Origin of the sequence: Mariniradius sediminis (genome assembly GCF_021491425.1) — a bacterium.
GTDB classification, from domain to species: domain Bacteria; phylum Bacteroidota; class Bacteroidia; order Cytophagales; family Cyclobacteriaceae; genus Mariniradius; species Mariniradius saccharolyticus.
In genome coordinates, this window is sequence record NZ_JAKEVZ010000007.1 from 241460 (window position 1) to 253474 (window position 12015).

12 protein-coding genes are annotated in these 12015 nt (G+C 46.3%); 5 read left to right on the plus strand and 7 right to left on the minus strand.

From position 1 onward, the window contains the following. Positions 1-84 precede the first annotated feature (84 nt). The 3 genes from L0U89_RS11055 to L0U89_RS11065 all read left to right on the plus strand — a co-directional run bounded on the left by L0U89_RS11055 (position 85) and on the right by L0U89_RS11065 (position 1867). Entirely contained in the window at positions 85-381 is a 297-nt protein-coding gene (locus tag L0U89_RS11055) for a hypothetical protein (RefSeq protein ID WP_234861578.1), read from the plus strand. Between the two features lie 446 nt (positions 382-827). Next, positions 828-1085, plus strand: coding sequence for a hypothetical protein (locus tag L0U89_RS11060; protein ID WP_234861579.1), 258 nt, complete (start codon positions 828-830; stop codon positions 1083-1085). Between the two features lie 11 nt (positions 1086-1096). After that, on the plus strand, positions 1097-1867 hold the full coding sequence (locus L0U89_RS11065) for an XRE family transcriptional regulator (protein WP_234861580.1): 771 nt from the start codon (positions 1097-1099) through the stop codon (positions 1865-1867). Positions 1868-1900: 33 nt separating this feature from the next. On the opposite strand, the gene L0U89_RS11070 is transcribed toward L0U89_RS11065, so the two are convergent. Genes L0U89_RS11070 through L0U89_RS11080 form a run of 3 tightly spaced genes read right to left on the minus strand, consistent with a single transcriptional unit; the run spans position 1901 to position 4608 of the window. Then, a complete protein-coding gene (locus tag L0U89_RS11070; RefSeq protein ID WP_234861581.1) occupies positions 1901-3082 on the minus strand; it encodes an ATP-grasp domain-containing protein in 1182 nt (393 codons plus the stop codon). A gap of 27 nt (positions 3083-3109) precedes the next feature. Then, positions 3110-3535, minus strand: coding sequence for a DUF2141 domain-containing protein (locus L0U89_RS11075; RefSeq protein ID WP_234861582.1), 426 nt, complete (start codon positions 3533-3535; stop codon positions 3110-3112). Next, the gene (locus L0U89_RS11080; RefSeq protein ID WP_234861583.1) at positions 3532-4608 is read right to left on the minus strand and encodes an AMP-binding protein; all 1077 of its coding nucleotides are present in this window, start codon (positions 4606-4608) and stop codon (positions 3532-3534) included. The genes L0U89_RS11075 and L0U89_RS11080 overlap by 4 nt, the downstream gene beginning before the upstream one ends. Before the next feature lie 80 nt (positions 4609-4688). Here L0U89_RS11080 and L0U89_RS11085 point away from each other — a divergent pair, with 80 nt between their 5' ends. Together L0U89_RS11085 and L0U89_RS11090 are read left to right on the plus strand one after the other, a co-directional pair. Further along, positions 4689-5528 (plus strand): 1,4-dihydroxy-2-naphthoyl-CoA synthase, encoded by an 840-nt coding sequence (locus tag L0U89_RS11085; RefSeq protein WP_008626201.1) that lies wholly within the window; start codon positions 4689-4691, stop codon positions 5526-5528. Between the two features lie 64 nt (positions 5529-5592). Beyond that, a complete protein-coding gene (locus L0U89_RS11090; protein WP_234861584.1) occupies positions 5593-6429 on the plus strand; it encodes an alpha/beta hydrolase in 837 nt (278 codons plus the stop codon). A 222-nt stretch (positions 6430-6651) separates the two neighbouring features. Here L0U89_RS11090 and L0U89_RS11095 read toward each other — a convergent pair whose 3' ends face one another. The 4 genes from L0U89_RS11095 to L0U89_RS11110 are packed head-to-tail and all read right to left on the minus strand — an operon-like array spanning position 6652 to position 11948. Continuing rightward, positions 6652-7731: a sugar transferase gene (locus tag L0U89_RS11095; protein WP_234861585.1), complete on the minus strand. Its 1080-nt coding sequence runs from the start codon at positions 7729-7731 to the stop codon at positions 6652-6654. 60 nt (positions 7732-7791) lie between these two features. After that, entirely contained in the window at positions 7792-9810 is a 2019-nt protein-coding gene (locus L0U89_RS11100) for a hypothetical protein (RefSeq protein WP_234861586.1), read from the minus strand. A gap of 24 nt (positions 9811-9834) precedes the next feature. Next, a complete protein-coding gene (locus L0U89_RS11105) occupies positions 9835-10953 on the minus strand; it encodes a glycosyltransferase family 4 protein (protein WP_234861587.1) in 1119 nt (372 codons plus the stop codon). Then, on the minus strand, positions 10950-11948 hold the full coding sequence (locus L0U89_RS11110) for a glycosyltransferase (RefSeq protein WP_234861588.1): 999 nt from the start codon (positions 11946-11948) through the stop codon (positions 10950-10952). The genes L0U89_RS11105 and L0U89_RS11110 overlap by 4 nt, the downstream gene beginning before the upstream one ends. Positions 11949-12015 lie beyond the last annotated feature (67 nt).

Genomic DNA, 12015 nt, shown 5'->3' on the forward strand with positions numbered 1-12015 from the left:
ACGGAGGAGGAATCTATTTTCAAACATTCATTTCGTTTGAAATGGATTTAAGCTATTTTTAAAGCAAAACCTAAAGCCATTGCTATGAAATCTACCCACATGCACTTTTACCTATTTCTTTTCCTTTTCCTTTTTCCCTACAAATCCACCTTTGCTCAAGAAAACATTGTCTCCGATTCCCTCGAAGTCATTTTGCCTGATTCAGTTGAACTGGGGGATAATGGATTTCATGAGGTCGTCAATGAGAAATTTATAGAGGGAGAATCGTTCTGGGAGGGATTTGGTAGCCTTCACGTTTTCATTTTAGCTTCCGGGATTTTTTTCTGGGTTGCCTTGATCCTGTTTCTGGTGTTCAAGCTATTTCGGTACTTTTTTAAATAGTTTTCAAGGAAAAAAACGCTGACTGATAGTCTTCAACTAATTCCATTCAGAACAAAAACACAAAAGGTCAGCCCACCCAGGACGTCGGTTATCCCCGTGAGTAGCTACCTGCGTAGACCATATTCCAAAAAAGTTGCGTTGTTGCTTCCAGAAGCCCCCACATGCCGACACCAAAGTCATCCACCGCGGTAATTTTCGGGACTTTGTGATTGGACTATGAAATCCTATTCAAAACCCAACCTTTCAACCTTCTAACTTTCAACTTCCAGACCTTTGAACCCTCAAAACCTTTTAACTTTCCAACCTTCTACCCTTGAAACCAATCTTCCAATCTTAAAATCCTTCCTTCCCCGACATCCTCTGTCATGATCATGTTAATTATACCAACATGTATTGGTTAATAAAAATAACATTCCGACATTAGCCTTTGTCAAATCACAGGGGATATGGAAACGATCAACAACATCAGCGTGACACAAAAGGAGCTTCCTTCCGGCAATTGTCAGGTCAAATTTTTTATCGAAGATGAAAGGCGGCCGCAGTACGGCTACTTGCTTGTCAGTGAACCCAAACCGGTTGGTGAAATCATCGCAGAGATTCAGGAAAGGCTGGAAAAGCGCAGGATGGCCTTTTCGGGGCTCAATCCATTTTCTTTGAAAAACAACATCCGGGACGACCACGACTTCCTTTTGTTTTCGGCCTAAATTCCAAAGCCATGATACTAGCTAAGAACATCCGCTTTCTCCGTACCCAAGCCGGCATGACCCAGACCGATTTGGCAGACAAGTTGGGCCTGCAGCGTACGATGATTTCCGCCTACGAGGATGGGCGTTCCGAGCCTAAGCTTGCCACCTTGGCGGTGATTTCGGGGCTTTTTATCGTCAGTATCGACGAGCTGATCAACCATGATATCGAGCAGTTTGGCAGAAGGGCTTCCCAAGCCAAAGACATCAAAGTCCTCGCCGTGACGGTAGACCGGAAGGATCGCGAAAATATCAGCATGGTCGGGCAAAAGGCCTCAGCAGGCTATCTCAACGGCTTTGCGGACCCGGAATATGTGGAGACATTGCCGCAGTTCCACTTGCCTACATTGGCTTCCAATGCGACTTATCGTGCTTTTGAACTCAGTGGCGACAGCATGCTGCCACTTGTCCCGGGTACGATAGTCATCGGTGCCTATGTAGAGCAACTGAAGGATATCAAAAGCGGGAAGACTTATGTCCTCGTGACAGCCACAGAGGGAGTGGTCTACAAGCGGGTGTTCAATTATTTGGAAGAAAACGGCAAGCTGTTTTTGGTCTCGGACAACGAACACTACAAACCCTATGACGTCAGGGGCGAGGATGTGTTGGAGGTCTGGGAGGCTAAGGCATTTATCAGCACAGATTTCCCCAATCCAAAAGATAAAACAAAGCCGGCCACCTTGGATGAGATATCGACGATGATCCTGGACTTGAAATCAGAAATCCTACGGCTTAGGAAATAGAACGTCGGCGCCTTGCTTTCTGCTTATATAGGATTAATGTGGCCGATCGCAGAGTTTGATGTATTTCGTTAGATCCGAATACAGGATGGCGTCCAGTTCTTTTTTATTTTCCATCCTTGTTTCGGTAAAAAGAAACCCGAAGACGCCGAATTTGTCAAAGGGTACTTTGCGGAGGTGCAATGGTTTTTCAAAATCCCCTAGCAATGCCTCGTAGTCAAAATGGTCGAACTCTTGCGGATCGATGTTGGCTTGGTTGTCCAATAGAATCAAGCTAAAGATTTTGTCAGTTCGGGGCGGGAGGATATTTTCCCAATCCGGTTTAATTCCTTGTAGGAAACTCACGTAGGAATTGATGCCGTAGGCATACCAAGTCAAATCCGCGGTGGTACAGAAGCCGCCGAATCGCAGTGGATTTACTTCGATGGGATAGATTTTTCCGCCTTTTTTCCTAATTTCTATGTGCAGCGGAACATTTCGAAGGCTGATCTTACTACCCAACATTTCAAGGAAATCCATGATCGGCTTGTGCATTTGGGTGATGAGTGAAGGACAGCTGCTGTACAGCCGATCGCTTACGTCATCTGCGGATGAAAAGGTATGGTGGAGGATGTTCAATAAAACGGGATTGCCGTCCTTGTTGAAATAGCAGTCAAACGCATACTCATCGCCCTCGATATAGCTCTCCAGTAGGATTTGCGAACTGTCTACCACTGCAGTCGGGTAGAGGGATTTGAATTTTGAGATGTCGGATTTAAGGTTTTCAACGGACTTTTCCCATTCCGAAGCCCGATCTATTCTTTGTATACCCAAGCTGAAAAAACCAACCGATGGCTTCATAATCAGTGGGAAAACCAGATTTTTTGGCTCGATTTGATCCAGTTGCTCCAATGCCACTGCTTGAAAAAAAATTTCGGGATAGGCATCTGCGACCAAGCGTCGGAATTCGAACTTGTTTTTGAATACATGCACCGTGTCGTACAGGCTACTGTTGGGAAGGTGTTCCTTGATCCATTGGACGCTGTTTTCCGAGTTGGTATAGACAGGATGATGCGGATCCTTTTGGAGGATTTCAAGCGCTTCCGATTCGGAAATCCAGCTCACTTTCCTCCCGCTGGCTAGTTCAAGCGCGTTTTTGGTAGCAATGACTGGTAATTCAAACTTCGAGATAGTGTCAAGGAGAAAATCCGAGACATAGGGATAATCTAGGAGAATCATGGTGGTGATTAGACGCGACCAAGATATTCAGTGCCTGAGCTTGATGATATGGGTATTTTGACCAGCGGTTATTTGAAATGATGCGTCCTTGAAACTAGGTGGGCCAAAGGTCCCCATCGAATTATTCGAGAAGCCGTAGCCATCGCGGGGGATTCCGACCAGATTCGTCCTTAGTTTTCCCGAATTTTGTGAATCGTGAAAAAGGGATATCGCAAACCGCCCTGGAGGCAAATTTTCAAATTCAAACTCGGCTTGGGTGCCATTGATTTTCACCGATGCACTCCTTATGGCTTTTTCGGTTGCTTCGGGAAATCCATTTTCACTGTTGAAAAGCAATGCGCGGACCACTCCTTTGTCGTTTTTGAATCCGGTGACCTTTACGGTAAGCTTGGCCGAATTTTGCTGTGGAACCCAATGAAGCATGAGTAGAAGAAGTATGAAGACGGTTTTCATAGTGTTTTTTCCAATGTTTTGACGCGGTTGATTTTCCCCGAGCTTGTTCTGACAAATTCCCGGAGACAGAATATTTCTTTAGGCAACTGGTATTTCGGGATGTTTCTTTGAAACAGACTTAGGAGGGATTCTGTTTGCGAATCGCTGATTTGATCCGTTTCTAATACCAAAACTGTTTTCTGTCCGAGCCTTGCATCGTCCTTTCCTCCGATGAAGAATGAAATCTCACCGATGACTGATTGGATGTAAGGCTGGATTTGGGATTCCAGGATTTCTGGCTGGATTTTGACGCCCCCCGAATTGATTGTGAAATCGGCCCTGCCTTTCCAAAAAAAACTATCCTCATCAACCATCTCTACCAAATCATTGGTCTGGAGCAGGGGTTCAATTGCCATCGGAGCCTTAACCCACAGCTTTCCAGAGTCATCGGTACCGATCTTGACTCCGGGAAGTGTGCGGTACAAAAGATTTTCGCCTTCGATTTTGGCCAGGGCAAAATGCGATACCGTTTCCGTCATGCCAAAACTTTGGTATGCGTTGAGTTTTTGTTCTTTGATTTTATCAAAAAGTGTGGGAGAAAGCCCCGCGCCACCGATTAGGAGGTGTTTTATTCCCTGCAGTTTTTGGAGCCCCTTTGGGTTGTTGAGGCAAGTTTCTACCTGGAGCGGTACCATCGCTACAAAATCGAATCTTTGGGGAAGTTTATTGTCGGAAAACGGGTCAGCGGTCGGATTGACCAAGTAGATATCCGCATCCCAAAGCATGCCCCTTACGAGCATCATCTTACCTGCGACCATGGCAGTATTGAGGCAGCAAAGCAGGCGAGCGTGGGCTGCAATCTGGAAAAAACCCAGAGTCGCTCTTGCGGAAACCTCCATTTGGGTTCGCTGCACCCGAATGGTTTTTGGAGTGCCCGTTGAGCCGGATGTTTTCAGTTCAAAGGAGGTTTGCCCACACAACCAATCTTGGCAGAATCGGAGGGAATCCGCAAAATAGGGCTCAGATTCGGCCCAATTTCCCCCTTTGATGTCATCGAAAGCATAGGATTGGTGTGGAAGGATGATTTTCCCCATGAACGTGATTGCTGAAGTCCAAAAATCAACAAAATTCCCCGAAGGCTGTTATCTTGCATGTAAAAATAACCGATCCGACTATGTCAATCAATTGGAAAACTGCCAAGGAATACGAAGATATAACCTACAAAAAATGTGATGGCGTGGCCCGTATTGCTTTCAACAGGCCTGAGGTACGCAACGCGTTTCGACCCAAGACCACCAAGGAACTTTATGATGCATTTTATGATGCGCAGGAGGATACCTCGATTGGCGTGATCCTGCTTTCAGGCGAAGGACCTTCACCCAAAGATGGGGTATATTCCTTTTGTTCGGGCGGTGACCAACGCGCACGGGGACATCAGGGCTATGTGGGGGATGATGGCTATCACCGATTGAATATCCTTGAAGTGCAGCGACTGATCCGATTTATGCCCAAGGTCGTCATTGCCGTGGTACCGGGATGGGCCGTGGGAGGGGGACATAGCCTTCATGTGGTATGTGATTTGACCTTGGCTAGCAAAGAACATGCGATCTTCAAGCAGACCGATGCGGACGTGACGAGCTTTGATGCAGGATATGGCTCAGCCTATTTGGCCAAAATGGTTGGTCAAAAGAAGGCGCGGGAGATATTTTTTCTGGGAAGAAACTACTCCGCCCAAGATGCCTATGACATGGGTATGGTCAATGCAGTGATCCCTCATGCCGAACTCGAAGACACCGCCTACCAATGGGCGCAGGAAATCCTCGCCAAGTCGCCAACTTCCATCAAGATGTTGAAGTTTGCTATGAACCTGACCGACGACGGCATGGTGGGACAGCAGGTGTTTGCAGGTGAAGCGACACGGCTTGCCTATATGACCGAGGAGGCGAAAGAAGGTCGGAATGCCTTTTTGGAAAAGCGGAAGCCTAATTTCAAACACATCAAATGGATACCTTGAGGCGATAATTCAGGGGCTTTTCCACTAAATCAATGTCCTACCGCACTATTCTTGAAGATTCCCCATGAAACACCTCGAGACCTCCTACAAAACCCACGACGGACTGGAATTGTACCTTCAGGCTTGGATGCCGGAGCAGCCGAAAGCTTCGGTATTGCTCGTGCACGGCCTGGGGGAACATAGCGGCAGGTATGCCCATTTGGCCAAGAAGCTAACTGATACCGGGGTAGCTGTCTTTACGTTTGACGGGAGGGGACATGGTAAATCCAGCAAGCCCTCGCCAACGGCTTATTTTGACAGGTATGAAGACTACCTCAAGGACATCGATGCGCTTTTTGGAAAAGTGAAAAATTACGTCCCGGGAATTCCGGCCTTCATTTTTGGGCACAGCATGGGTGGGGGGATGGTGGCGGCCTATTGCATCGCGTTCAAGCCAAAAGCCGCTGGGGTCATTTTGAGCGCGCCTTTGCTGAAACCTGCGGAAGGCACTTCCAAGGGACTCATCGCCCTTGCATCCCTATTGGGACGGCTTTTTCCCAAACAAAAAGTCATGGAGGTCGATGCGAACCTCGTGTCCCGTGACCCGATCGAAGTCAAAAAATACAACGACGATCCACTCAATTACCACGACAAAGTCACTGCAAGGACGGGTCATCAGCTTTTGCGGATGATGAGATTCATAGGGGAGAATACGGAAAAATTCGATTTGCCTTTACTGCTGATGCACGGTACCGCCGACGGACTGACCAATCCCGATGGATCAAGGGAATTTTTCAAAAAGCTGAAAGGTTCGGATATGACGATGAAGTTGTTTCCCGATTTCTACCACGAACTGATCAATGAGCCGGAGAAGGAGTTGGTGATGGAGGAGATTGTGGGGTGGATTTCGAGTCGGGTATGACTTCTCGCAGAGAAAAATAAGGTAACAAGAAATGCACGCAAAGACGCGAAGACGCGAACAGATTCAATCTGGAATTATTGTTTCGTTAGAAATCGACTTTTTACTGTTTTGTTAGTTACACAACATCAGTAAACATTAGCCACGAATGCACGAATTGTATCTCGCTAAAGGCTAGATGCACTTAGCGTTCTTGGCACCTTTGCTGTCTTTGCGAGAGAAAAATCAAGCGCTTCTCGCGCCACGTAATACAATATTGCTCAGGATTTTGAAAAAATAGCGCATATCGGTTTTGAAGGGGGATTTTTCGTAGGCTTGGAGGTATTTCATTTCCGAAGCCATAATCTCTTCCAAGGTTTTGGGAAGGTCTGCATAAAACGGCGGGAGCAAGCCCGGACGGAATTGGGTTCGCTTGGTCTTTAGTTCCTCGCTGTAGAGATTAAAATAATGTCTGCTCAACGGTCTTACGCCCACGATCTTGATGTCGCCGCGGACCAGATTCCAAACCATGGGCAGCTCGTCAAGCCAGATTTTTCGCAAAAATCGGCCGAACTTGGATATTCTGAAGTCATCCTTGAATTTGCCCCCAACTTGCAGGTTGTTTTGGCTAAAGACCATTTCCTGAAGGTATTCGGAATAAGGATACATCGTCCGGAACTTGTAAATATGAAATTCCCTGCCCTGCAGCCCGACACGCTTCAGCTTCACCAAGGGCGCATAAGTCGGGGATTCGGCCTGTATTGCAGCGGTTGTCTTTTGGGCGACAAAATATTGCTTCCCATCGATGATCTTTTCCGCGAGCAATTCAAATCCGGCGGCATACAATCTGCCGATCATTTCCACCTTGGACATCAGCCGCTGTTCGCTTCCGAATGCCCAATCATGGGCTGCTCCAAGAATTGGGACCTTGGGCAAAAACCTGTGCCAAATGGCATCCCAGGCATAGGCGACGGGGAACATCAGCTTGGCATACCTGTTTTTGAGGGAAGCTTTACGGGTCTGATACGTTTCGGTCCAACCCAGAAAAATTCCGCCATGAACCAAGGCAGCGTTGCAGGTATTGAGTAATTGGTTGTTGTTTGCCTGATGGTTGATGGAAAAGCCGACCACCAGACAATCAGGGTTTTCACTTGCCGGCACCGTGCCCGGAACATTGACAAAATGTGGCCTCAAGCAATCCGCAGCATACGCCGAAATCAAATCAGCAAAGACCTCGGGTATTTCGGATTGGAAACGAGATTCCTGCAGGCTTGCCGGATTTGCCGCCAACTGATCAATTTTCTCTATATCCAATCCTCGAAGCATGAATCTGATTTACCTTAAAACCGAAATTTACACTTTTTGTCTCGGTCGGGTCCGGATTTTTCAATAAAGCTTTGGGATGGCATTTATTTTTTTGATGGATGCCGCGAAATCCAGCCCGATCATTTCTAGGTACCAGCGGATGGTTTCGAAGCGGGGCTCGTTTTCACGTTCCGCCAATTCGATGGCTTTTTCGCGGGTAATCATCCCCTCCCGGATTTGGTTGCTGCGAAAAGTATCCACCTCGGAGAAACCCGCGACCGTGTTGTAGATATAATTGTAAAACCCGGCCGTACCATCGCCTATCCGCCAAGTAGTGCTCGTGTCGATGGCTTTTTCCCAATGGTATTCTCCCAAGGTCTTGTCGATCTCAGCTTCATCCCAAGGATAAAAATCAAAAAAATGAAACTCATCACGCTTGGGGGCCAGGAACCGTGTGGCGAAAGAACCCAAATTGTCCAGCCAAGATTGGTTGAGGTAGCCGGGATTTTGGATGAGCTGGCTACCGACAAACCCGAAGAGTTTCAATTGCCTTGCCAGTGAAAGCGAATAGATTTTCTCCTTGTCGAATTGGGGTGGAATCCCCGCAAATCCCACTTTGAAATCGGTGTTTTCCAGATGATTGATCCCCCAAAGATTCAGCTTGATACCTGTTTGCTTCTTGAGTCGGTCTGTGTAGTAGAAAAAATACTTGTCTCCCGCCATAAACAGCGGCACCATTCCCAAGTGGGGTTTTCGGAGCCATGCGCTTACATTTTTCCGGATGTTTTCGCGCTTCCAGCGGATATCCGCAGCCACGACGATGTTTTCGATACCGAGTTTACCGCAGACCCGGGAGATATTCCTTCTCGCCAAGTCCGTCACCATCCCCCAATCGTAGGTAAGTGCAATCGGATTCAACCCCAATTCCTTTTTTGCCATGTAGAGTGCAAAAGTACTGTCCCTGCCACCGCTGAAGGGCACGATGCAATCCTGCCGTCCTGGTTTTCGGTAGCATTCTAGCATGTCCATCAAATCGGGAAGTCGATTTCCCCGGGATTTTGGCTTGTAGCCATGGCAGTAATTGCAGATGCCTTGGGCATCAAAATGGATGAAGGGAAACGTTTCTGGAAGGATACATCGTGTGCAGCGACGAAGTGTACGGACTTTTTCTTTGGGATTTTCCAATAGATTGAAAAGTGCCGTTTCACGATTTCTGTTGAAATGCACCTCAGGTTCTAGCACCATCGCTTTCTGCGGATGATTTCCCTTCACTTCCAAGACCTTGGTATTCCAATTTTTCTTTAACTCTTGTGAGGTCTTCACCGGTCGGTGCCAATCCAAATTTTGAATCTGACAGCGCTTCGGGTCAATCCATACGCCGGCCCATGGACCGACAGCGCGAATTTCGGGATCGGTGTCGGAGAACTGTCTCCACGCCTTTTTTTGTCTGATTTTTTGAAGGAAGTATGCCTCTGAAGCAAAAGCCAGGAATTTTCCCGGTTCGTGGATATAGTGCAGCGAACCGTTGTTGCTGGCGAGCAGCATCTCCTGCCGGGAACCCAAAAAGGCCATGATGGAAAATGTTCCCTCCATGCGGCCAAACACTTGGCTGAGAGGGACTTCTCCGGCGGTAGAGAGAAGTTTGTCGCTCAAAGTCGCCAAGATGACCTCAGAGTCGATCTGGAATTCCCGCTTTTGATGGAGGCTTTCCCAGAGCACTTCGTGGTTGGTAATGATGCCGTTGTGGATCAGCAGGTCACCGTTTTTGACAACAGGCTGGTTGTTGACCTGCTCCAATTGGGAGCCGTTGGTGACCAAGCGGGCGTGGCCAAACGCGAGGAAAGGGACCCTTTGTTCACGCCAAGCATCCAAAGATGCATCCAAGTTGGATTGCGTGCTCGGGTCTTTCAGAAGTTCCCGAAGCCGCAGATTGCCTTTCAGTACCTTGGCTTCGTTTCGACCAAAATCCAAAAAAGCCATGCCGGACGAATCCTTTCCCCTTGCCTCGCTCATTCGTGCCAAGCCGTGGAGAACCTCTTTAGCAGCATGTTTACTGGCTTGGTAATCAGGATGGATCAGAAGTCCAAAGATGCCGCACATATGTCCCTTAGATCGATTGCATGGTTAGACGTTTTTTGGGGTACTTAGCGGCATTTTCAGCAAATCCGAATAAATTTCTCGATACTGTGCAGCAATATGTTCCCAGCGATATTCACTTACTACCTTATTGTAAGCGTTTTGTGCGATTGTTGCTCCCAGATCGGCATCATTCTCCAAGAGCAAAAGTTTGTTGGCTAGGTCCATGGGGTTTTGGGATTGAAAAAATATAAGTTCGTTTTCATCGAAAATTACGCGTACCTCAGCTATATCGCTTGCAATTACTGGTATTCTTAGTGCAACAACTTCGAGCAACATCATCGGCATTGCTTCTTTTTCCGATGGGAAAATGAAATAATCCGAGTCACGGATGGTATCGAATAAAATCTCCTTGTCGTGTATTTTACCTATGAACTCAATATTGAGACCCCTAGATATGGATTCAATCTCAGTCTTGTATTTTGGGATTTGCGTTAGGTCGCCAATTACCTTCAGTGTTTTTTGAATCCCGGATTTGCGAAACGCCTCTATCAAAGTATGTAATCCTTTGATGTGATAAATCCGGTTAGCGGCGAAAGTCACGTAGCCTTTGCTTTCTCGGGGGCTTTTCAATTTGGGAATTCTAATTCCGTTGGGTATATACCGTATCAATTCTTTTCCGGCCTTAGAGTTAACTTTTTTGGTGTCAATATTTGAAACAGAAATATTGATATTGGAAAGACTGAGGTTGATCGATTGTGAAAATCTAAAAAAGCGGTTTGTGAGTTTTGAGAATTTTGGATCCGAATACTCATCCAAAAACATTCCATGGTATGTTGTAACGACCTTGTACCTCAACCTCAAAAGTGGCGTTATGAAGCCGCTCTCGGCATGATGCAAGTGGATCAGGTCGTATTTCCTTTTAAAAAGCACAAACAACGCACACCTGAGGTAGTAAAGGAGCGTATTGATTTTTGGATTTTTGTGGGCGGGAAAAATGATCTGGGAAAAGCCCTTTACAATTGGGTCTTTTGCGTGGGATGCAGTCGAAAGCACTTCGAATTCAAAGTAATCTCTAAGGTAATCGATCAGACTTTCGCCGACAGTAGCCGCCCCTCCTGTAGCTGGGATACCCTTAAGGCCAATGACCGCAATCCTTTTTTTCAATTTGATTCGATTATGTCTATATATGCCAATCCCATTTTCTCGACAGTGAAGCTGCTTTCAACTATCTTTCGGCTTCGGGAGCCCATTTTTTCCAAATGAGAGGGTTCTCTCAAAAAATAACTTATTGACTCAACAATGCCATCAATATTTCTTTTCATCACAACAAATCCATTAGAGCCAGTTGTTACCAATTCGGAAACGTCGCCGACATCTGTAGCAATAATTGGCAATCCGTAGCTCATCGCCTCTAGGATTGTGTTTGGCATTCCTTCATTTATGGATGTACTTAGGTAAAGGTCTGCATCCAAAAAGTAGCTTTGCAGGTCGTCTGGATTGACTACAATATTGACCACTTCCCCTAGTCCCAACTCTTTGATTTTCAATTTGATTAGGTTTTCTTGCTCTCCATAACCGACAATAAAGTAGGTAATTTTGTGTTGAGGCCATCGATTTCTCGTAATTGAGACTGCTTCGATCGCTGTCAACAAGTCCTTCTCTTTTACAAATCTCGCTACAGTAAGGATTTTCAAACCGATAGAATCGTTTAAATAATCCTTTCGCAAGTCTGGGGCTTTTATGCCATTTTGGATGACAACGGATTTCTGTCTGTAAAAGCCTCTTTGCCAAAATGAATTGGCTCCCGAATAGTTGTTGAAAACTGTTTTAGTGGCAAAAAAACGATGAATTACCAACTGAGCGTACCATTTCCAACCATGTATCTCATTTGTCCTTATTCCCATAAATCTATTCTGAATTCCAAGTAGCTTTCCGAATACTCCACCAATAATGTTAGAGGTCAGCAAAAAGGAAATTGCTACACTTGGGCGGGAGTACCTTACGAAATTCCTAATTGCTAGTAGCTTTTGAACCAAATTTCCCTCTAGGATTTTAATTTCGATTTTAGCGCGGTTCAGTTGGGAGAAAAGTTGAGGATCGATTTGGTTATTGAAAATTAAAAGATTCACCCGGAAATGCTGGGACAGGAAGTTTGCCAATAACACGCATTGCTTTTCGGCCCCTCCCTTTAGAAGTGTGTTGGAAATTAGGATAATGCTTTTTTGG

Excerpts from the sequence above, each read along its gene's own strand:
- L0U89_RS11055 (WP_234861578.1), top strand. The coding sequence starts at position 85 with ATGAAATCTACCCACATGCACTTTTACCTATTTCTTTTCCTTTTCCTT.
- L0U89_RS11060 (WP_234861579.1), top strand. The coding sequence starts at position 828 with ATGGAAACGATCAACAACATCAGCGTGACACAAAAGGAGCTTCCTTCC.
- L0U89_RS11065 (WP_234861580.1), top strand. The coding sequence starts at position 1,097 with ATGATACTAGCTAAGAACATCCGCTTTCTCCGTACCCAAGCCGGCATG.
- L0U89_RS11070 (WP_234861581.1), bottom strand. The coding sequence starts at position 3,082 with ATGATTCTCCTAGATTATCCCTATGTCTCGGATTTTCTCCTTGACACT.
- L0U89_RS11075 (WP_234861582.1), bottom strand. The coding sequence starts at position 3,535 with ATGAAAACCGTCTTCATACTTCTTCTACTCATGCTTCATTGGGTTCCA.
- L0U89_RS11080 (WP_234861583.1), bottom strand. The coding sequence starts at position 4,608 with ATGGGGAAAATCATCCTTCCACACCAATCCTATGCTTTCGATGACATC.
- L0U89_RS11085 (WP_008626201.1), top strand. The coding sequence starts at position 4,689 with ATGTCAATCAATTGGAAAACTGCCAAGGAATACGAAGATATAACCTAC.
- L0U89_RS11090 (WP_234861584.1), top strand. The coding sequence starts at position 5,593 with ATGAAACACCTCGAGACCTCCTACAAAACCCACGACGGACTGGAATTG.
- L0U89_RS11095 (WP_234861585.1), bottom strand. The coding sequence starts at position 7,731 with ATGCTTCGAGGATTGGATATAGAGAAAATTGATCAGTTGGCGGCAAAT.
- L0U89_RS11100 (WP_234861586.1), bottom strand. The coding sequence starts at position 9,810 with ATGTGCGGCATCTTTGGACTTCTGATCCATCCTGATTACCAAGCCAGT.